This is a genomic window from Pseudarthrobacter sp. 902506025 (assembly GCF_040702325.1).
Lineage (GTDB): Bacteria > Actinomycetota > Actinomycetes > Actinomycetales > Micrococcaceae > Arthrobacter.
The window spans coordinates 32,892-52,486 of record NZ_JBFBKW010000016.1 but is presented as its reverse complement, the minus strand read 5'-3'; the positions used below and the strand labels follow the sequence as shown (position 1 = coordinate 52,486).

General features: G+C 67.9%; 18 protein-coding genes. 6 read left to right on the top strand and 12 right to left on the bottom strand.

Annotated features, from left to right (window positions below):
- On the top strand, positions 1-776 hold a 776-nt coding region (locus AB0280_RS20710; RefSeq protein ID WP_366368605.1), incomplete at its 5' end, for an HNH endonuclease signature motif containing protein.
- 188 nt (positions 777-964) lie between these two features.
- On the opposite strand, the gene AB0280_RS20705 is transcribed toward AB0280_RS20710, so the two are convergent.
- Positions 965-1,822: a putative protein N(5)-glutamine methyltransferase gene (locus AB0280_RS20705; protein WP_275182159.1), complete on the bottom strand. Its 858-nt coding sequence runs from the start codon at positions 1,820-1,822 to the stop codon at positions 965-967.
- A 210-nt stretch (positions 1,823-2,032) separates the two neighbouring features.
- Between AB0280_RS20705 and AB0280_RS20700 the strand changes: the two genes are divergently transcribed.
- Entirely contained in the window at positions 2,033-3,109 is a 1,077-nt protein-coding gene (locus AB0280_RS20700) for a lactonase family protein (protein WP_307487569.1), read from the top strand.
- Between the two features lie 186 nt (positions 3,110-3,295).
- The gene (locus tag AB0280_RS20695; protein ID WP_366368602.1) at positions 3,296-6,457 is read left to right on the top strand and encodes an alpha-amylase family glycosyl hydrolase; all 3,162 of its coding nucleotides are present in this window, start codon (positions 3,296-3,298) and stop codon (positions 6,455-6,457) included.
- A gap of 57 nt (positions 6,458-6,514) precedes the next feature.
- On the opposite strand, the gene malQ is transcribed toward AB0280_RS20695, so the two are convergent.
- Together malQ and AB0280_RS20685 are read right to left on the bottom strand one after the other, a co-directional pair.
- Complete coding sequence (gene malQ, locus AB0280_RS20690) at positions 6,515-8,749, bottom strand: 4-alpha-glucanotransferase (protein WP_366368600.1); 2,235 nt, start codon at positions 8,747-8,749, stop codon at positions 6,515-6,517.
- A gap of 171 nt (positions 8,750-8,920) precedes the next feature.
- Positions 8,921-9,655, bottom strand: a complete 735-nt coding sequence (locus tag AB0280_RS20685; protein WP_159633931.1) for a GAF and ANTAR domain-containing protein — start codon at positions 9,653-9,655, stop codon at positions 8,921-8,923.
- A 178-nt stretch (positions 9,656-9,833) separates the two neighbouring features.
- On the opposite strand from AB0280_RS20685, the gene AB0280_RS20680 reads away from it, so the two are divergent.
- From AB0280_RS20680 to AB0280_RS20670, 3 genes are all read left to right on the top strand, one after another.
- Positions 9,834-10,880: an aldo/keto reductase gene (locus AB0280_RS20680; protein WP_366368598.1), complete on the top strand. Its 1,047-nt coding sequence runs from the start codon at positions 9,834-9,836 to the stop codon at positions 10,878-10,880.
- Between the two features lie 44 nt (positions 10,881-10,924).
- Positions 10,925-11,449, top strand: coding sequence for a DUF488 family protein (locus AB0280_RS20675; RefSeq protein WP_366368596.1), 525 nt, complete (start codon positions 10,925-10,927; stop codon positions 11,447-11,449).
- A gap of 94 nt (positions 11,450-11,543) precedes the next feature.
- Positions 11,544-11,840 carry a DUF3040 domain-containing protein gene (locus tag AB0280_RS20670; RefSeq protein WP_366368594.1) on the top strand — a complete coding sequence of 99 codons (297 nt, stop codon included), beginning with the start codon at positions 11,544-11,546 and terminating at the stop codon, positions 11,838-11,840.
- Here the strand turns inward: AB0280_RS20670 and AB0280_RS20665 are convergent.
- The 9 genes from AB0280_RS20665 to AB0280_RS20625 form a co-directional block, all read right to left on the bottom strand.
- The gene (locus tag AB0280_RS20665; protein ID WP_425328630.1) at positions 11,760-12,791 is read right to left on the bottom strand and encodes a DMT family transporter; all 1,032 of its coding nucleotides are present in this window, start codon (positions 12,789-12,791) and stop codon (positions 11,760-11,762) included. The two genes, AB0280_RS20670 and AB0280_RS20665, sit on opposite strands and share 81 nt — an antisense overlap.
- Before the next feature lie 41 nt (positions 12,792-12,832).
- Positions 12,833-13,444, bottom strand: a complete 612-nt coding sequence (locus AB0280_RS20660) for a TetR/AcrR family transcriptional regulator (RefSeq protein ID WP_366368591.1) — start codon at positions 13,442-13,444, stop codon at positions 12,833-12,835.
- A 64-nt stretch (positions 13,445-13,508) separates the two neighbouring features.
- A complete protein-coding gene (locus AB0280_RS20655) occupies positions 13,509-14,123 on the bottom strand; it encodes a gluconokinase (protein WP_366368590.1) in 615 nt (204 codons plus the stop codon).
- Positions 14,120-15,196 (bottom strand): L-idonate 5-dehydrogenase, encoded by a 1,077-nt coding sequence (locus AB0280_RS20650; RefSeq protein WP_366368588.1) that lies wholly within the window; start codon positions 15,194-15,196, stop codon positions 14,120-14,122. Before AB0280_RS20650 ends, AB0280_RS20655 begins: the two co-directional genes overlap by 4 nt.
- Positions 15,196-15,963 (bottom strand): SDR family oxidoreductase, encoded by a 768-nt coding sequence (locus AB0280_RS20645; RefSeq protein WP_366368586.1) that lies wholly within the window; start codon positions 15,961-15,963, stop codon positions 15,196-15,198. The genes AB0280_RS20650 and AB0280_RS20645 overlap by 1 nt, the downstream gene beginning before the upstream one ends.
- Positions 15,960-16,901 carry a 2-hydroxyacid dehydrogenase gene (locus AB0280_RS20640; protein WP_366368585.1) on the bottom strand — a complete coding sequence of 314 codons (942 nt, stop codon included), beginning with the start codon at positions 16,899-16,901 and terminating at the stop codon, positions 15,960-15,962. Before AB0280_RS20640 ends, AB0280_RS20645 begins: the two co-directional genes overlap by 4 nt.
- Before the next feature lie 45 nt (positions 16,902-16,946).
- Positions 16,947-17,708, bottom strand: coding sequence for an SDR family oxidoreductase (locus tag AB0280_RS20635; RefSeq protein ID WP_159633952.1), 762 nt, complete (start codon positions 17,706-17,708; stop codon positions 16,947-16,949).
- Between the two features lie 143 nt (positions 17,709-17,851).
- Positions 17,852-18,865 (bottom strand): biotin-dependent carboxyltransferase family protein, encoded by a 1,014-nt coding sequence (locus AB0280_RS20630; protein WP_307487546.1) that lies wholly within the window; start codon positions 18,863-18,865, stop codon positions 17,852-17,854.
- Positions 18,862-19,593, bottom strand: coding sequence for a 5-oxoprolinase subunit B family protein (locus AB0280_RS20625; RefSeq protein ID WP_307487544.1), 732 nt, complete (start codon positions 19,591-19,593; stop codon positions 18,862-18,864). Before AB0280_RS20625 ends, AB0280_RS20630 begins: the two co-directional genes overlap by 4 nt.
- Positions 19,594-19,595: the final 2 nt, after the last annotated feature.

The following is a 19,595-nucleotide window of genomic DNA, read 5'->3' as shown; positions in this document are numbered from 1 at the left end:
CCCGCCACGGCCTCCACCACCTCGAAATCTTCGCCACCACCGACCAATACGAACACCTCCTCACCGTCATGAACACCGCCACCAACCCCCGCACCGCCGGGGACAAGGCAGCAGCATGCCAACCCGGCGGGATTGACCTGGACCGGCGCACCCGCGCCCAGAAACAACTCGACGGCCTCATTACCGCCGCAAAAACAGCCCTCACCACCAACACCCTGCCCACAACCGGCGGCAACCGACCCCACATCATCGCCACTATCAACTACCAAGACCTCTTCCCCCCCAACCCCGCCACACCCACAAGCAAAGACCACAGCGCAGAAACAGTGACAGGTACGGGGACCTTCGCCTTCACCGGACCCGTCCCCGCCGCCACGCTCCGCAAAGTCGCCTGCGACGCCGACATCATCCCCGCCCTCCTGGGCACCACCGGCGAAATCCTCGACCTCGGCCGCAAAACCCGCCTCTTCACCCCCGCCCAACGCACCGCCCTCACCACCCGCGACCAAGGCTGCGCCTTCCCCAACTGCACCATCCCCGCACCCTGGTGCGAAGCCCACCACATCACCTACTGGTCCCACGGCGGGCCCACCACCACCAACAACGGCGTCCTGCTCTGCAGCCACCACCACCACCTCGTCCACAAAGAACAATGGACCATCACCACCACCCCCGGCACACCGGCCTTCATCCCCCCACCCCACATCGACCCCACCCAAACACCCCAACAAAACCACTACTTCAAACCACCCCCGCCACCCCACCCTCGGCAATAATGAAGGCTGGCTGGAAAGACGTTGCTTGAGGCACTGCTTCGGCCATTCGGTGCGCACTTTGAGGCCTGGCAAGATCTGCCAACACGCGCACTTTCAGGAACGGCAGCTGGAGAGGTAGCAGGAACGGCCGCTAGCAGGTTTCACAAACGGCAGCGATAGGTGGGCGCGGCCCACGGAAAGCCACTGCCTTACGCCGCGCCCACACCTTGGGCCGGCAGGCGTCCGACGACCACCGTCCCGTCCAGTTCTTCCGACCGCACAGTACGAACCGCGAACCCGGCTGCGGCCAGGATGCCGGAGGTCCCGGCTGCCTGCTGCTCACTGGTCTCGATCAGCAGATGACCGTGGGGAGCCAGCCAGTGAACGCCTTCGGCGGCGACCAGTCGGTGGAAGTCAAGGCCATCAGGGCCTCCGTCGAGCGAGGCAGCGGGTTCGTACAGGCGGGCTTCCGGTGGCATGGTGCGGATTGCCCGCGTAGGGACGTACGGAGCATTGACCGCGAGCACCCGGACCCGGCCGGGCAGCGCGGCCGGGAGGGCTGCGAACAGGTCACCCGCATGGACATGGCCGCCCAGGGGTTCCAGGTTCCGCCGGGCACACCTTACGGCAGCAGGCTCGATATCCGCTGCATGCAGCTCCACCTGCGGCACATGGCGAAGGATGGCCGTTCCCACGGCCCCGGATCCACAGCAGAGATCCACCACCACCGGAGGCGCCGGCAGCGCGGCATCCGCCGGGAGGGCCAGGGCCTCCTCCGCCAGCAGGTCCAGGGCCTCGTTGACCAGGAGTTCCGTGCGTCGCCGCGGCACGAAAACGCCGGGCTCAACCACCACGCGGCCGCCGGCAAATTCAGCCCAGCCCAGGATGTGCTCCAGGGGGACGCCTTCCACCCGCTGCTGGATATTGCGTGACAGTTCCGCAGGGCCGGCGCCCTCAGCGAGGAGGAGCCGGGCCTCATCTTCGGCGAAAACACAGCCTGCGGAACGCAACAGGGAGACGATCTGGTCATAGCCCAGCTGCGGGGACTGGCCGTGAACAGCTGGCAACCCACGAGGACGCTGAACGCCGCCCTCGCGCCAGCCCACGGACACCTCCACGCGGGCTAGGCCCAGGTCTCCGAAGGGCCCCGGGTGGGGAAAATCGACATAGCTGCAGCCATAACCGCGCCCGCCTCCCTTCTGCCACTGCCGGAAATCCCATGCTAATCGGCGGCCCGGGGTACGGGAATAGGGGCGAAAGCTTGGCAGGATTGGACCATGACCAACGGCGCAGCCATCAACAATGCAGCCATTAACAATCAGGCCAGCAACATCCTGTGGATCGGCACGTATACCCCCGACGGCGGCGGCCGTGCGGACGGCATCGGCGCTGTCCGCGAGCACCAGGACGGCAGCCTGGAATGGTTGGGAACGGCTGTCGAGGCTCAATCGCCGTCGTTCGTTGCTGTACACCCGACCCTTCCTGTGGTGTACGCGGCGGCTGAGCAGCGCAGGAAGGTCCGGGCCTACCGCCGGCACGGCGAGGCCGCCCTGGAACCCTACGGGGAACCGCAGCCGGCCGGTGAGGCCACCTGCCATGTTGCCGTTGACCCGCACGGCCGCTTTGTCACGGCCGCGTGCTGGGGCGACGGGCAGGTCCTCCTCTACGAGCTGGATTCCGACGGCGGCATGGCCGGGCGGTTCCCCGCCGCACCGTCGGTTGATCCCCACGCGGCCCTTTCTCCCGGCAGCCCGCGGCAAAGCCGCGCCCACGCCAGCCTGATGCTCCAGGACGGCCGCGTGATGACCACAGACCTGGGCCATGACACCCTCCGCATCTGGACCTACCAGCCGGGCGCCGGGCTGGTGGCGGACCACGAGGTGGTCCTCCCCTTCGGCTGCGGCCCGCGGCACCTGGTGGGGCACCCGAACGGGAACGTCTTCATCGTGTCGGAGTACTCCGTGGAAGTCTTTGTGGTCCGTCCCGAGGCCGGCACCTACGAGCTGGTATTCCGCGGACCTGCAACAACGGGAGGAAGCCAGCAAGGCGACTCCGCCGCCGAGATCTGCCTGGGCCCGCGGGGGAACTTCGCCTATGCCGGCGTGCGCGGCTCCAACCTCATCAGCGTCCTGGAGGTTGCCGGGGATGGCACCGAACTGATCCCCGTAAAGGACTTTGACAGCGGCGGGAACTGGCCGCGCCACCACGTGGTCCGCGGAAATTGGCTCCACGTGGCGCACGAACGATCACACAACATCGCCACCTTTGAGCTGGATCCCATCACCGGCCTTCCCGGACGGGTGCTGCACACCCTGCATGCCGCCTCGCCCACCGCGCTGGTAGCCGCCGGCTAGCACTGCAGGTCCCGGCGGAAACTTCGCGCGCCAGCGCGCTCCCTAAACACTGGAGTAATTCAGTGCAAGCGCTTACAGTTGTGACTTGGTTCACAAGACAGCATGCTGTTCTTCGAACCCTCCTGCCGCATCCCCATTCAACGGCAAGCCTGTACAGCAGCGCTGCTTCCCAGGAAGGTCTCACCCTTGTTATTCCGCACCCCTCCCGGCGCGCCCCCACGCGCCCACCTGCCGGCACGTCCAGCCGGAACACCGCACCCTTCAGTAACCAGGCCAACCCGGAAGCGCATTGCAGCCCGATCCGCGGCCGGTCTACTTGCAGCCGCCGTCGCCGTCTCCGCGGCAGTCCTCCCGGCCCAGGCCGCCCCCAACGGTCCAGGCTCCAACGGTCCCGGTTCCAACGGCCCCGCCAGCAGGAACCAGGGAGCCGCGCCCGCCCTGCATTCGCTGCGCGGTCCCGTGACGGATGAAAACTTCTACTTCGTCATGGCGGACCGGTTCAGCAACGGCAGCACCGCCAACGACCAGGGCGGCCTGGGACCCGACCCCATGGTCTCCGGCTTCGACCCCACGAAAAAGGGCTTCTACAACGGCGGTGACCTCGCAGGCCTCCGCAACAAGATCGACTACATCCAGGGCCTGGGCACCACATCGATCTGGCTGACGCCCAGCTTCAAGAACAAGGCAGTCCAGCCGGAGGACAAGTCAGCCGGCTACCACGGCTACTGGGTCACCGACTTCACCCAGATCGATCCGCACCTGGGAACCAATGACGAACTCAAGGCCCTGATCGACGAGGCCCATGCCCGCGGCATAAAGGTGTACTTCGACATCATCACCAACCACACGGCTGACGTCATCGGCTACCAGGAGGGCGACCGCAAGGGCTACGTGTCCAAGGACGCCGCCCCATACAAGACGGCCTCCGGCGAACCCTTCGATGACCGCGACTACGCCGGCACCGGGACCTTCCCCCAGTTGGACGCGAACACCTCATTCCCCTACAAGCCCGTCCTGGCACCCGGCGAAGAAAACCTCAAAGTCCCGGCCTGGCTGAACGACTCCACCCTGTACCACAACCGGGGCGACACCACCTTTACCGGCGAGGACTCCATGTACGGGGACTTCTTCGGCCTCGATGACCTGTTCACCGAAAACCCCAAAGTAGTGCACGGCATGGAGGACATCTACAAGTCCTGGATCGGCGACTTCGGCGTGGACGGCTTCCGGATCGACACCATGAAGCATGTCAACAACGAATTCTGGCAGGAATTCGGCCCCAACGTCCTCAGCTATGCCAAAGAGCACGGCAAGGACGAGTACTTCATGTTCGGCGAGGTCTTCGACACCACCAAGAGCTTCACGTCCCAGTTCACCACCCGCAACAAGATGCAGGCAGTCCTGGACTTCCCCTTCCAGGATGCGGCCCGCAACTTCGCGTCCAGGAGCCAGGACGCCAAGGCGCTGCAAACCTTCTTCGCCGGCGACGACTGGTACACCGACGCCGACTCCAACGTCTACGAGCTCCCCACCTTCCTGGGCAACCACGACATGGGCCGCATCGGCAGCTTCATTGCCCAGGACAACCCGGCTGCCGGCGACGCCGAGAAGGTGGCCCGGGACGAGCTGGCCCACGAGCTGATGTACTTCTCCCGCGGCAACCCGGTGGTCTACTACGGCGACGAGCAGGGCTTCACCGGCCCCGGCGGCGACCAGGACGCCCGCCAGACGCTCTTCGCCAGCAAGGTGCCGGAGTACCTTGACGATGACCTGCTGGGCACCGATGCCACGCACGCCACGGACAACTTCAACCCGGGCCACCCCCTGTACGCCAAGATCAAGGAGCTGGCTGCCCTGACCAAAGAGCACCCGGCGCTGCGGAACGGCGCCCACCAGCACCGCTACGCCTCGGACGGCCCCGGCATCTACGCCTTCTCCCGCACGGACGCCCAGGACCAGCGCGAATACGTGGTGGCCCTGAACAACAGCGCCCAGCCACAGACGGCCGAAGTCCCCACCTACATTGCCAAGCGCAGCTACACGCGCATCTACGGCGAAGGGGCCGACGAAGCCAAAACCTCGGAGGACGCCAAGCTGACGGTCACTGTGCCGCCGCTCTCCGCCGTCGTCTACGAATCCTCGGGGCGGATCCCGCACTCAAAGGCTGCACCCGCCGTCGCCCTCCAGCAGCCGGCCGCAGCCCCCAGTGACAACGGGCGCATCAACGTGACGGCCGACGTCGACGGTTCTTCGTTCTACGAGGTCACCTTCGAGGCCCGCACGGCAGGCGGCCAGTGGCAGCCGATCGGCACGGACGACACCGCCCCCTACCAGGTGTTCCATGACGTCGCGGCCCTGGACGCAGGGACGCCCCTGGAGTACCGCGCCACGGTGCTGGACAACGGCGGCCACACCGCCACCAGCCAGAGCCGCCAAGCCAGCGTCCCCGCCCCGGTCCTGACCCTGCAGAAGCCGGCCGAAGGCAGCAGCGTGGAAGGAAAGGTGGAACTTAGCGCCACCGCCGATCCGGAGAAGGCCAGCTACGCAGTGTCCTTTGAGCGCAGCGTGAACGGCGGAGACTGGACGGCGGTGGGCACGGATTCGTCGTCGCCCGTGTACTCGGCAACCGATGATGTCTCCACGCTGGCCGACGGCACGAAAGTCCAGTACCGGGCCGTCATGGCCGGCACGGGCTTCAGCGTCACCAGCGGCACCAGGACCGTCACGGTCGGCCAGGCACCGCAACCCGATTCGGTGACGGTGGCCGGATCACTGAACCAGGCGATGGGCTGTACGGCGCAGTGGGATCCCACGTGCCAGCAGGCCAAAATGGTCCTGGACCCGGCGGACCGCATCTGGCGGCTGACCGCCGACCTGCCGGCCGGGAAGTACGAGTACAAGGCCGCGCTCAACGGCGGCTGGGATGAAAACTACGGTGCGGACGGCCAGCTGAATGGCCAAAATATCGTGCTGGACCACCCCGGCGGACCGGTCACCTTCCGCTACGACAACAGCACGCACCTGCTCAGCGCCGTCTACGCGTCCCAGCAGCCGTCCGCCGTGGCGGCGGCGGGAAGCATGGACAGCGAGCTGGGCTGCGCCACCGACTGGGAGCCGGCCTGCCAGCAGGCCCAGCTGGTCCTGGACCCGGCAGACCTCGTCTGGAAGCTCACCGTGCCTGACCTGCCGGCGGGGAGCTACGAGTTCAAGGCTGCCCTCAACAAGTCGTGGGACGTCAGTTACGGGGCCGGCGGGGCAACGCCTGGGGCCAACATCGTGTTTGAGCACGACGGCGGCCCGGTCACCTTCCGGTACGACCACTTCACCCACGTGATCACCGCAGGCTAGGCCGGCGGAACAAGCACCAGGGCCCCGCCGCTTGAGGAAGCGACGGGGCCTTGGTGCTTAATCAGCCGATCGGGACCCGTGCAGGGATCCCTCCACGGCGGCGAGCAGCCCGTTGAACCGCTTGTTGCCGGGAAGGTCGTCCAGGTAGACGGGCCTGCCGTCCGGGCCGCCCAGCGGAACCTGCCAGTTGGGGTATAGGGCTTCGGTGGTGCCGGGCTGGTTCTGGAGCCGCCGCTCCCCCACCGCGTCCACCAACGCCACCCCCAGCAACACAGAAGGCGACTGGGCCAGCAGGAGGTGCAGCGCCTCGATGGTGTGCTCTTCCGCCGACTGCTGGCCGGGCCCGGCGGCCGTCCCCTCGGAGAGGTAGCCGCGTTCGCGCAGCAGGGCGAACATTTTCTCCAGTGACGCGTTGTGCTTGGCCCGCTCTTCCTCTTCGGACCGCTCCAGCAGCCCCAGCCGGCTCCGCAGCCCCACATGGTCGCCGGCAAGGTAACCGGCCGTGGGCGGAAGGTCATGGGTGTTCACGCTGGCGAGCGCCTGCGTACGGTACTTTTCCGGCGCAAGGGGCGAATCGCCGTCGTACTCAAACCACAGGATTGACGTGCCCAGGATGCCGCGGGCCGCGAGGTAATCACGCACCCAGGGCTCGAAGGTGCCCAGGTCCTCGCCGATCACCACGGCACCGGCGCGGTGCGCCTCGAGGGCCAGGATGCCGATCAGGGCCTCGTGGTCGTAACGGACGTAGGCACCGTCCCCGGGCGCATTTCCCATGGGGATCCACCACAGCCGGAACAGGCCCAGGATGTGGTCCACGCGAATGCCGCCGGCGTGGCGCAGCACGTTGGCCAGCATGTTGCGGAACGGTTCGTAGCCGGCTTCGGCCAGGCGGGCGGGGTGCCATGGCGGCTGGCCCCAGTCCTGGCCCTGCTGGTTGTACATGTCCGGCGGCGCGCCCACGCTGGTGTTTGGGGCGAGCACACGGCCCAGGGTCCACGCGTCGGCACTGTTGTGGTCCACGCCGACTGCGAGGTCGTGCACCACGCCCAGCCGCATGCCGGAGCGGAGGGCCGCCTGCTGGGCGCTTTCCAGCTGCTCGTCGCAGATCCACTGCAGCCAGCGGTGGAAACCGATCCGGTCCGCCAGCTTCTCCCGCAGGGCCTCCGCTTCCGGGGTTCCGATGGCGCACGCCGGATCCACCCACAACGGATCACCGGGCGCCAGGTCCTCGCGGATGGCGGACCAGAGCGCAAAATCGTCCAGGCCGCTGCCGGAGATGCGGCAGAACTCCTCGAAGGCCGCCTGCCGGGAGGGCGAACGCCGCGTGTGGTACAGCATCTCCAGTGCCTGCAGCTTGGCTGCGTAAACGGCGTCCCGGTCCAGCCGGGCACCGTCCCTGTTCAGGCCGGCCACTTCCTCGTGCAGCTTTTCCAGCGCCGCCCGTTTCCGGGGCCGGAGGTACGCCAGCTCGGGGATGGCCTCGATGCGGATGTACAGGGGGTTGAAGAACCGGCGGGTGGACGGCGAGTAGGGCGAGGGCTGGACGGGCGGGACAGGCTCCGCCGCGTGCAGCGGATTGACCAGCACATAGTCGGCCCCGCGCGCGCCGCTGATGGCCGCCATGTCCGCCAGGTCCGAAAAGTCGCCGATGCCCCATGACCGCTTGGACCGGACCGAATACAGCTGCGTGGCCAGCCCCCAGCCGCGGCGTTCCTCAAGGGGCTTGGCCGTGCCCAGCCGGGCCGGTGTGACCACCAGGACGGCACTGGCCGTGGCGCCCTCCGATTCCGCATGCAGGGTGTGCCAGCCCAACGGCAGGTCCTCGGGAAGGGAGAACGTGGCACGTCCGGTGGAGACGCCGTCCACCTCCCGGGGCTGGATCCAGATGTCCTGCTGGACCGCCTCCCGGGATCCGGCTCCCCCTTCAAGGGCGATGGTGAGGCTCGCGGTGGCACCGTCCCGCACATGGAACGGCACCTGCGCCGGTTCACCCTGTTTGATGACGACGGCGGCCGGCAGCATCCGTCGCCAGGGCGCCAGTTCCACCTCCGCGAGGGCGGCCTCGATGTGCTGGTTGGTGTGCGCCTCGACTCCGAGCGCTGCCAGCACCTTGATCAGGGTTGCTTCGGCAACGGAATGCGGAAGCCCGTCCCAGCCCTGGAAGGACGTGCCCACGCCATGCGCGTCGGCCAGCCGCTGCAGCAGGTGCGGATCCACCGGCCCCGGGGCAGCGGCAGGAGGGTCTGCCGGCCTCGTTGGCCGTGCTGCGTGCTGCTGGTCTGAAGCCGTCATGGGTGTCCGCCTCGTCTGTGATGGTCCCGGAACTTGCAGTGCTGCCTGTCGTGCCGGGCGCTCACACCCCCGTGCACAACCGTTGGTTCAGATTATTGCAGGGCGGCGCAGAGGCGAAACCCAGGCGACATGCAGCCGGGCGGGGAAAAGTTGGAGGGTGGATCCGGCCGGCTACGGATCGAAGTGCGTGGTCACCGGCCCGTCGCTGACCCGGCCAAGGACTTCAGCGGCCAGGTCCCGCAGCTTCTGGTTCCGGTGGCTGGACGCTTTCGTGAGCAAGGCCATGGCTTCATCCTGGGTACACCGGTTCTGCGCCATGATCACCCCGCAGGCAAGGTCGATAGTAGTGCGGTTCGCCATGGCGGCCTTCAGGTCATCCGCCAGGTTCTGTGCGTCCGCGATCCGCAGGGCCAGCCTCAGCGCCCGGCCGGCAAGGTCCGCAAATCCCTCCGCCGTGCGGATGACGTTGGGGGCAAAGACATCAGGCTCCGCGGCGAAGAAGTTCAGCGCGGCGGCCTGGTTCCGGTCCAGTGCCAAGGGCACGCCCAGCACGCTGCGGCAGCCGTTTTCGGCCAGCACCTTCTGGTAGTCGGGCCAGCGGGTATCGGTGTGGACGTCGGAGAGGACCATGGGCTGCATTGCGTCCAGGGATGCGATGCACGGCCCCTCCCCGAGGACCTGTTCCAGCTTGTCCAGCACGGCGGCCCGTTCGCTGCTGCCGGCAATGGTCGCGCTGCGCTTGCGGCGGCGGAGCGTGACCCCGCATTCGATGAAGACACCCGCTGCATCGCTGAGCGTTGACGCGGCCACAACGGAAAGCTCGGACAGGAAGTCAGCTACGTTGCTGCTGCCAATGATGAGGTCGTGCAACTGGACGAACTGTTCATCGCTGCTGAGGATGCCCATGCCCTCAATATAGGCGTAATTCACTCCTCTTTGCGCGCCACAAAACGTCATCCCCGCTGCCCCGGTTACTCCATGCGACGAAAAGAGAAGGAGTGCAACGGAAATCTGCGGCCGCCTGCCGGATCTGTGTAGCGTCGTGACGATCCAGGGCACGGCAACTGAATGGAGGAGACCGGAGATGAGCCTGAGCGAACTGCGGGTGTTCGGACGGTCGGGAACCCCCATCAGTCCCCTAACCCTGGGGACCATGAACTTCGGCGAGGGGACCGGCAACGGCCAGGGTGCACCCACCGGCGCTGAGGAGAGCATCCGCATCATCCACGCGGCGCTGGACGCCGGCATCACAGCGGTTGATACCGCCGACGTCTACTCGCAGGGCGAATCGGAGCAGGTGGTGGGCCGTGCACTCCGGGGACGCCGGGACGACGTCTTCCTGGCCACCAAGTTCCACGGCCAGATGAGCCCCAACCCCGCGCATTCGGGGAACTCCCGGCGTTGGATCACGCAGGCTGTGGAGGGCAGCCTCCGTCGGCTGCAGACGGACCGGATCGACCTCTACCAAGCCCACCGGCCGGACTACAACACCGACGTCCTGGAAACCATCACCACCCTGAACGACCTCATCCGCCAGGGCAAGATCCTGTACTACGGCACCTCCGTGTTCACGCCGGCGCAGCTGGTGGAGGCACAGTGGCTGGCCATCACCAACCACCTGATCCCGCCGCTGGGCAACCAGGTCCCGTATTCCATGCTGGTCCGCGGCAATGAACGCGACGTGCTGCCGATTGCCCAGCAGTACGGCCTGGGTGTCCTTGCCTACGGCCCCCTGGCGGGCGGCTGGCTTTCCGGCAGCTTCGTGCTGGAATCGGGCAAGCCGCCCACCCGCGTCCATACGCTTCCCGGCCGGTACGACCTGTCCGGACCGTCCAGTGAGCGGAAGCTGCTCGCCGCAGACTCATTGGCCCGCCTGGCGGACAAGCTGGATCTGTCCCTGGTGGACCTGGCCGTGGGATTCGCCCTGACCCACCCCGCCATCAGCAGCGTGATCATCGGCCCCCGCAGCGAAGAACACCTCCAGGCGTACCTCCGCGCGGCCGACGTCCAGCTGGGCGAGGCAGTGCTGGACGCCATCGACGACCTGGTGCCCCCGGGCACCAACTTCGTGGAACGGGATGCGGGCGCCATCGTGCCGTCCATCGAGTTCGCCGAATTACGACGACGGTAGCCGGCTTCTGCGGGCCACCCCGCCCCGCGCCTATCATGGCTTTGATGAAGGCCCTGTTCACCGTAGGTCACGGCACCGCTTCCCAGGAAGACTTCGCCGGGCTGCTCCGCAGCGCCGGAGTGACGTCCCTGGTGGATGTCCGGATCGGGCCGGGCAGCCGCAAGTACCCGCATTTCGGCAAGGACCGTTTGGCCCTGTGGCTTCCGGAGGCGGGCATCGGCTACCGCTGGGAGAAGCGGCTGGGCGGGTTCCGCAAGCTGCTCCCGGACTCTCCGGATACGGCCCTCCGCAACGAGTCGTTCCGCGCCTACGCAGGCTATATGCGCAGTGAAGACTTCCTGGCGGCAGCCGCAGAACTGGTGGCAGGCTCCCAGGCGGCAACCACCGCCATCATGTGCAGCGAAACCCTGTGGTGGCGCTGCCACCGCCGCCTCATCGCGGACCACAGCGTCCTGCTGGCGGGCCTGCCCGTTGAACACCTGATGCCGCTGGCCAAGGCAGTTCCGCATGTTCCCACCAAAGGCGTACGGGTAACGGAAAATGAGCTGCGCTACGACGTCCTGGAGTGACGGCCGTGCAGCGCCACTGGACCTATTGACTAACCGGTAGAAGGCTCCTACGGTCGATACCGTTACCGCCTCCCAGGGAAAACAGGGGCCCGCCATGCCAATGTCCGATGAGGAGCGACGCCTGCTCAAAGAGCTCGAACTGGGGCTGATCGCGGACGATCCCCACCTGGCCATGGAACTGTTGTCCGGCTATCCGGCGCGGCGTTTCCCCGCAGGCCTGTTCCCGGGGATGCTGGCGGCCCTGATCGGCGTGGTGCTCATCCTGGCAGGGGCCGGAGTCCCTGCACCGGGTGCGGTGGTGCTAGGGATTTTACTGCTGGGCCTGGGCGCCTGCCTGCTCCTGGGTCCCACGTTGCTGGCCCGGAGCGCGGGGCGGCAGCACACCGGCTGATCCTGCGGCAGGCTGTTCTTTCGCCCCCGGCTGTGCCTCTGCAGGTGATGATGCCGGACGGGTGCGTGGGGTCAGGATGAACAGGCTGGCCAGGACGACGGCGGCGCCAAGCCAGCCGAGTGCCGGGAGCCTTTCGCCCACCACCAGAACGGCCAGGACAGCAGCCACCACGGTTTCCAGCAGGGAGATGCTGGTGGCGGTGCTTGCCCCCACGCGGGCCAGGCCCCAGCCGAACAGGACATACCCGGCGAACATCGGCACCACAGCCATGTAGGCCCCCACGCCCGCGTTGCCCCAGGACTCCAGCAGCGGGCCGCCCGTCACCGCGAGGACAGGCATCAGGAGGAGACCGCCCAGCCCGAAGATGCTGCCCATGGCAGCCCTGGCCGTGACCCCGGTCCCCGCCAGGCGGTGCGCCGCCCAGGAATACAGGGCATAGGTGGCACCGGCCAGCAGCCCAAGGAGGATTCCCGCCGTCGGGCTCCAATCCGTGGCCTCCCCCGCAGCGGCTGGCGCAGCCGGGACCGGTGGTGACCCCGCGGGGGCATGCCCGGCAAAGGAGAGCATGGCGGCGCCGCCGACTCCCAGCAGGGCCCCAAGAATCCATTGCCTGCTCAGCGGTTTCCTGTCCGCGAAGCGTTCGATGAGGGCTGCCGCCACGGGGGCCGAGCCGATGGAGACGACGGTTCCCACGGCTACGCCGGAGAGATGCATGGCGCTGTAGAAGGCCAGGGGGTAGGTGGCCACGGCCGCGGCACCGAGCAAGACCAGGCGCCACCGTGCGAGCAGGCTGCCCGCCTGGCGGCCGATGTGCCGTGCTGCGAAGAGCGCCTGCAGCAGGCCGCCCAGTCCCATTGCCACGGCGCCAATGGCCAGCGGGCTCACGCCTGCGGCGAAGGTGGCCGCGGTCCCGGTGGTGCCCCAGAGGACGGAGGCAGCCACCACGGACATCGCTCCCCAGCGTTGGGCCTTGGGGTGGTGGCGTTCGCTGCTCACAGGGCGTCCAGCAACTGACCGGCCATGCGCCTGGCGTCCTTCAGCGGACCGTCATTGCCTTCCAGCCCGGCGCGGGCCATGGCGCCTTCGAGCAGGAACGCCAGATGCGCGGCGATGGCGGGGACCTGTTCTTCCCGGCCCTGCAGCAACGGCGATACGTGCCCGGCCAGGAGTTCCTGGACTTCCTCCTTGTGGCGGCGCACAGCGTCCCGGCCGGGATGGCCGGCCGGCAGTTCAGCCGCGGCGTTGAGCAGGCCGCATCCCCGGAAGCCGTACTGGTAGGCGAAGTTGGCGTGGTCCAGGTAGGCATCGAAGACGGCCAGGACCTGGCTGCGCGGTGTCGGCGCCGTTGCCAGCCGCTTGCGGTACAGGCCGAGCCATTCCTCGTGCCTCGCCTCAAGGTAGGCGGCCACCAGATCCGCCTTGGAGCTGAAGTTGTTGTAGAGGCTCTTTTTGGCCACTCCGGCTTCGGCCGTGATGGTGTCGATACCGGTGGCCGCGACGCCGTTGGCATAGAAAAGCCGCGCCGCAGCGTCGAGCAGCAGTTCCCGGGCGGGGCGGCGCGCAGGGGTCGGGCTGACAGGTGATGAGAGGCCGGCAGCAGCCATGGTTCACTCCTCGCTCAGGTGGTAGGTAGACCAGTCTACCTACCACCTGAGCCAGGAGAAGTCCTCAGGCCGAGTGGACAGCCTCCGGGACAGACCCGGGGGCAGCCGGGGCCCAGGGAGCGCCTGCCTCGAGCTGCCTGGCCACCGCTTCCACAAGGACATCGAGAGGCTGGGTAATGTCGCCAAGAACGTGGGCCTCGTCCGCTGCCAACTCCTCCAGCGCGGCGAACTGGGACTCCAGCAGCGTGCGCGGCATGAATTCGTGGGCTCGGGCATCCATCCGCGCGCCGATGGTCTCCGCGCTGCCGGCGAGGTGGACGAACACCAGGTCCGGCGCGTAACTGCGCAGCAGGTCGCGGTACCGGCGCTTGAGCGCGGAGCAGGCGACGATCGGCGGCACTGTTGGCCCGCCGTCGGCCGTTCCTTCAAACAACCCGGGCGCCGCTCCAGGCAACCCGTCCCGTCCCGCCAGCAGGCCGCCCAGGACGGCGAGCCATGGTTCCCGGTCGCTGTCGGTCAGCGGAATCCCGGCGCCCATCTTTTCCTTATTGGCGGCGGGATGGAAGTCGTCGCCGTCGAGGAACGGCCTGCCCAGCCGCCGGCCCAGGAGGGCGCCGACGGTGGACTTCCCGCAGCCCGAGACTCCCATGACCACCAGCGGTGGCAGGTGCCCGCTCATCGGGCCTGCCCCGCGTCGCCGAAGGAGAGGAGCACCTTGCCGGAGCTGGTGGAGTCCTTGGCTACCTCGAAGGCGTGGAGGGCGTCGGCCAGCGGGAATTCGTGGGTGATGACGGGCTCGATGTACAGGGACCCGTCGGCGAGGGCTGCGATCACGTCATCGATCTCGTCGTTGAAGCGGAACGAGCCGAGCAGCTGCAGTTCGCGGGTAATGGCCAGCGAAATGGGCACCGGCTGCATGCCGGTGGGCAGCAGCCCCACCATCACCACGGTGCCGCCGCGCACCGCGCCGCGGATGGCCGAGGCCAGCCCGTGGTGGTTGCCGGAGGATTCGATCACGACGTCGGCCTCCACGGCGGCGATGGCTTCGGTGTCCGCGGCGTTGATGACCTGGTCGGCGCCCACGGCCGTGGCGATCTCCAGCGGCTTGGGGTGAAGGTCGACGGCGGTGATGTGCGCTGCGCCGGCTCGCTTGAGGACGGCGACCGCGAGGGCGCCGATGGGGCCGGAGCCGATGACCAGCGCGGTCTTCCCCCGGACATCCCCGGCCCTGGACACGGCATGCCAGGCGACGGACGCGGGTTCGATCAGTGCCGCGGTGCGCAGGTCGATGCTGTCCGGCAGCGGGCGGAGCATCCGGACGGGCAGCGTGACGTAGCGGCTGAAGGCGCCATCCTTGTGCGGGTAGCGGGCGGCGCTGCCAAGGTAGGTGCAGCCAGGTGACAGGTTGGGCCGGTCCGCCGGGTAGCGCGCGGCGCCTGGACCGGGCGTTGCGGGGTGGACGGCGACGGCGGTCCCGGCCTGCGGCCCGGAGCCATCCGCCGCCTGGCGCACCACCGTGCCGGAGATCTCATGGCCCAGGACCAGCGGCGCCTTGAGGATGGACTCCCCTGCCGCGCCGTGCAGCCAGTAGTGCAGGTCGGAGCCGCAGATGCCGCCGTAGAGGACCTCGACCACTGCTTCGTCGGCTGCGGGCCGGGGCAGCGGGACCTCGTCGATCCGCAGGTCGCCGGCGGCGTGCGCCACCAGTGCCGGGCCGGTGGCGGGCAATGCAACATCAAGGGGCGTTGCCATCAGACCACCACCGTCATTCCGCCATCAATGAAGATGGTCTGTCCGTTCACAAAGTTGGAGCCGTCCGAGGCCAGCCACACCACCGGACCGGCCAGGTCCTCCACGGTGCCCCAGCGGTGGGCCGGTGTCCGGCCGAGGATCCACGAGTTGAACTCCTCGTCGTCCACCAGGTTCTGGGTCATTTCGGTGTGGATGTAGCCAGGTGCCACGGCGTTGATCTGCAGTCCAGAGGCTGCCCATTCTGCGGTCATGGCACGGGTGAGGTTCCGCAGCCCGCCCTTGGCCGCGATGTACGGGGCGATAGTGGGCCGGGCCAGGTCGGTCTGGACAGAACAGATGTTGATGATCTTGCCACGGCCCCGGGTGATCATGTGCCGGGCGGCTTCGCGGCCCACCAGGAAGGCGCTGGTGAGGTCCGTGGAGAGGACGCGTTCCCAGTCCGCCACATCCAGGTCGAGCATGGGGACGCGGTGCTGGATGCCGGCATTGTTCACCAGGATTTCCAGCGGACCTACGTTGTCCTCGATCCAGCGGATGCTGCGGGCGGCGTCGTCGTCGGTGACGTCGAAGGCCACGCTGTGGATCCGGCCGGGCGGGAAGTCTGCCGCCATGGCCGCCTCGGCGTCCTTGAGCCGCTCCGGGTTGACGCCGTTCAGCACTACTGTTGCGCCGGCGTCGGCCAGCGCCCTGGCAAGGGCCGAACCGATGCCCCTGCTTGAACCGGTGACCAGGGCTACGCGCCCCGTGAGATCGAACAACGCGCTCATGCGAAGGGTCCTTCCTGCACCAGGTTGGCCGGGGTTTGGCCGGCGGCCAGGGCCTCGAGCTGCTGCTTCAGGAGTTTAAGGATCCGGGGCTCAAAGGCCGAGGCGTTGCCGCCCACGTGCGGGGTGATGAGGGCGTTCCCGGCGGACCACAGCGGGTGGCCGGCGGGCAGCGGCTCGGGATCGACAACGTCGATGGCGCACTGGAGGCGGCCGGAGACCACTTCGCGGGTCAGGGCCTCGGTGCTGATGACGGCGCCGCGGCCCACGTTCACCACCAGGGCTCCGTCGGGCAGTGCGGCCAGGACGTCCCGGTCCACCAGGTGGTGGGTGTTGTCGTTCAGGGGCAGGACGGAGACCAGGATGTCGTGGTCGGCGGCGAGGGCCAACAGTTCATCCGGGCCGTGGACCTGCCCGTCGGCGTCCGTGCGGGCCGTGCTTCCCACCCGGGTGATGGTCACCTCGAAGGGTTCCAGGCGGCGGGCCAGTTCCTTGCCGATCCCGCCGATGCCCAGCAGCAGCACCTTGCGGTCGGCCAGGGACTGGCGGCGCTGCGGCTTCCAGCTTTCAACCTGCTGGTCCTTGACGGCCTGGTCGATGCCGCGCAGCTTGGCGAGGATGAGGCCAACGGCCAGCTCCGCGGTGGCAGCTGCATGGACGCCCGAGGCGTTTGCCACCGCGGCGCCCGGACCGGCCGCCTCGCAGACGCCGTCGTATCCTGTTGACTGCGTCTGCACGAACTTGAGGTCCGGGACCTTGCCCAGGGAACCCAGCACTTCCCCGGCGTTGAGGTAGGGCAGGATGACGCCGTCGATGCTGCCCAGGTCCCCACCGGGGGCCTCCTTCATGTCCCACACCACCCCGCGCAGGCTGCCGGGAAGCGGCGACAGGTCGGCCAGGAGCCGGGAATCGGGAAAGCTGACGGTGTGCACATGCTGCATGGGTGGGGACCTATCGGTTGGTGGTGGTTGAAGTGCGGGCGGACGTCAGGCGGTGGGCTCGCGGCGGTCGAAGGTCAGGCCGCCCGGGACCTGGAAGGTGGGCATGAGTTCAAGCATGCCAACATTCACGTGCCGCGGCGTCTCAATGGCGTAATCAAGGGCGTTGACAATGTCATCGGTAGTGAGCGATTCGTAGCCCTCGTAGTACGTATTCCAGGCTTCTTCCATGGCCTCGGGGCTGCCGCCCAGGTTGCGGCCGAAGATTTCGGTTTCCACCCGGCCGGGGCAGATTTCAGTGACGCGGATGCGCTTGCCCACGGTGTCGTTGCGGAGCTGGCGGGAGATCTGGTGCACCGCGGCCTTGGTTGCGTGGTACACGGTGTGGCCGTAGAAGTTGTACAGGCCGGCGATCGAGCTGATGTTCACCACGTGGCCCCGGTCCCGCTCTACCATGCCGGGCAGCACCAGCCGGGTGAGCTGCAGCAGCCCGCGGAGGTTCACGTCCACCAATTCGTCGATGTCCTGCTCGGAGGAGTCCAGGATGTTGCCGGGCCGGGACACGCCGGCACAGTTCACCAGGACGTCCACCTTGAGGTCGCGGACGACGGCGGTGAGCGCGGCCGTGTCGGTCAGGTCCACCACGTGCGGGACTGCTCCCGTGCGGTCCGCCAGTTCAGCGAGGCGTTCCTCGTTGCGGGCCACCGCGTGGACGGTCAGGCCGCGCTTGGCGAGCCGTTCGGCGATGGCGGCGCCCATGCCTGTGGAAGCTCCGGTGACGAGGGCTGTGGTGTAGTCGGAAAAAGGCATTTGGTACTCCAGAAAGTGGGAAGGGACGGGCTCCTGCGTCCGGCGCGGGGCCGGGCGCAGGTGTCCCCGGTTGGCAGGGGGTCAGGGATTGCGTAGCGGTTTGTGGGTGCGGTCCTGGGCGGCGGGAAGGGCATTCATGATGTTCAGGCTCCTGACGCCGGGCTGAGTTCGTACCAGCGCTGGCCGGCGCCGATCCCGAGGAGTCCGAAGACTGTGGTCATGGTGTTCCGGAGTTTGTCCAGTTCCAGGCAGGCTGTGCGGTGCATGGCTGTTGCTTCAGCCACGGATGTCTTTCTGAAGGTGACGGTGTGTCCAGGCCTGGACTGCGCCAGGACATCCAGGGCGCGGCTTGTGACCACTCCCAGGACCGGATAGCCCGCCGTTACGCCGCGTCCCCGGTGCAGGACCAGCAGTTCGTCCCGGGACGGAACCTCGATGGCCCCCACCGGTACACCGCGGGAGAGGACCTCGGAGGTGAGCTGGCGTTCGGGCAGTGCGCCGCCGAGCCGGAGTCCGATGTGGTTGCTTCGGGGGCTCACGGTGTATTCCGTGGTGAAAAGCAGGTCTGCGGTGTCGCCGAATTCGGCCACGTCCGGCCCGTCGGTGACGTCGATGACCGGGTGGGTGGTGAATTCCGGCTTTGCCAGTCCCAGCCGGAACAGGGGCAGGCCGAAATGCGGCTGCGTGATGGGTGCGGTGGTCTTTTGTGTTGCGAGCCGGGTGCCCTCAACGAGTTTCAGTCCGAAGCCCACCACCGTGTCCGGTGCGCAGCTGCCCAGCAGCGTGGGGACGGTGAAGGATCCGTGGACGGCGATGTAGGCGCGGAGCCCCGTGCGGATTCCGCGGACCGTCACTGTTTCGCCGGCCCGGACAGAGACGGGCTCCCACTGGGGGCAGTCGCGGCCGCCCACCGTGAGGTCCAGGGGCGCGCCGGTCACGGCGATCAGCAGGTCCGTGGTGGCGCGCATCCTGAAGTCCAGGGCGGTGAGTTCCAGCAGCGGATCGTTGTCCCCGTTGCCGGCCAGGATGTTGGCGGCCTTGGCCGAGAACTGGTCCAGGGCCCCGTTGACGGGAAGTCCGAATGCAGGCCCCTTCGTCCGGCCGAGGTCGGTGACTACTGAGTGGCCGGGCTGAAGGATGACAAGTGACCCGGTCATGGCCGTGCCTCCAGGAACTGCCCCTCGTAGTTTCCGAAGTCCTCCGCGGGAATGCGGTAGAAGCGCAGTTCATCGCCGGGGACGTAGGGCACCAGGGGTTCGCGTGCTGCGTCCAGGACCGTCAGGGGGGTCTGGCCGATGACGCACCAGCCGCCCGGTGCCACTGCGGGCGCGATCACTGCTTGGCGTCCGGCCACGGATACGGCACCGGCGGGCACGGACAGCCGCGGGTCCTTGAGCCTGGGGACGGGGACTGGGAAGTCTGGTCCGTCCATCATCGGAGAACCTGCCGGCGCTCCGAGGCAGCGGATGACGTAGGTCTTGGCCGTGTGCCGGGCGATGACGTCCTCAACGTCCAGGCCCTGGTGATCCGCCACGCGGTCCAGGTCTGGCCCGTAGCTGCCGCCATACACCACGGGGACTTCGAAGCGGCGTGGCTCCCGCAGGGCAGTGCCGGTGAAGGCCAGCTGGCGCATGCCCAGGAGCACGAAGGCCCGGACCTGGCGGGCGGAGGTGAGGTAAGGGTCGAATTCCACCAGGACGGAGTCGTAGGTGGGAACGGCGCCGTGGATGCCGTCGACGCCGGCGGCTGCCAGCCAGCCTGCCAGGGAATGGACGGTGGCCCAGTTGGTTTCTGCGTCACCGGACCGTGCCACCACGCGCAGGGCGGCGTCGCCTGACTCGTAGATGTCCAGCGTTGTCTGGCTGGTCGTCGTTGTGGCGGACATGG

Excerpts from the sequence above, each read along its gene's own strand:
- AB0280_RS20640 (WP_366368585.1), bottom strand. The coding sequence starts at position 16,901 with ATGCAGCATGTGCACACCGTCAGCTTTCCCGATTCCCGGCTCCTGGCC.
- AB0280_RS20660 (WP_366368591.1), bottom strand. The coding sequence starts at position 13,444 with ATGGCTGCTGCCGGCCTCTCATCACCTGTCAGCCCGACCCCTGCGCGC.
- AB0280_RS20655 (WP_366368590.1), bottom strand. The coding sequence starts at position 14,123 with ATGAGCGGGCACCTGCCACCGCTGGTGGTCATGGGAGTCTCGGGCTGC.
- AB0280_RS20665 (WP_425328630.1), bottom strand. The coding sequence starts at position 12,791 with ATGTCCGTGGTGGCTGCCTCCGTCCTCTGGGGCACCACCGGGACCGCG.
- AB0280_RS20635 (WP_159633952.1), bottom strand. The coding sequence starts at position 17,708 with ATGCCTTTTTCCGACTACACCACAGCCCTCGTCACCGGAGCTTCCACA.
- AB0280_RS20700 (WP_307487569.1), top strand. The coding sequence starts at position 2,033 with ATGACCAACGGCGCAGCCATCAACAATGCAGCCATTAACAATCAGGCC.
- AB0280_RS20650 (WP_366368588.1), bottom strand. The coding sequence starts at position 15,196 with ATGGCAACGCCCCTTGATGTTGCATTGCCCGCCACCGGCCCGGCACTG.
- AB0280_RS20680 (WP_366368598.1), top strand. The coding sequence starts at position 9,834 with ATGAGCCTGAGCGAACTGCGGGTGTTCGGACGGTCGGGAACCCCCATC.
- AB0280_RS20670 (WP_366368594.1), top strand. The coding sequence starts at position 11,544 with ATGCCAATGTCCGATGAGGAGCGACGCCTGCTCAAAGAGCTCGAACTG.
- AB0280_RS20630 (WP_307487546.1), bottom strand. The coding sequence starts at position 18,865 with ATGACCGGGTCACTTGTCATCCTTCAGCCCGGCCACTCAGTAGTCACC.
- AB0280_RS20625 (WP_307487544.1), bottom strand. The coding sequence starts at position 19,593 with ATGTCCGCCACAACGACGACCAGCCAGACAACGCTGGACATCTACGAG.
- AB0280_RS20685 (WP_159633931.1), bottom strand. The coding sequence starts at position 9,655 with ATGGGCATCCTCAGCAGCGATGAACAGTTCGTCCAGTTGCACGACCTC.
- malQ (WP_366368600.1), bottom strand. The coding sequence starts at position 8,749 with ATGACGGCTTCAGACCAGCAGCACGCAGCACGGCCAACGAGGCCGGCA.
- AB0280_RS20645 (WP_366368586.1), bottom strand. The coding sequence starts at position 15,963 with ATGAGCGCGTTGTTCGATCTCACGGGGCGCGTAGCCCTGGTCACCGGT.
- AB0280_RS20675 (WP_366368596.1), top strand. The coding sequence starts at position 10,925 with ATGAAGGCCCTGTTCACCGTAGGTCACGGCACCGCTTCCCAGGAAGAC.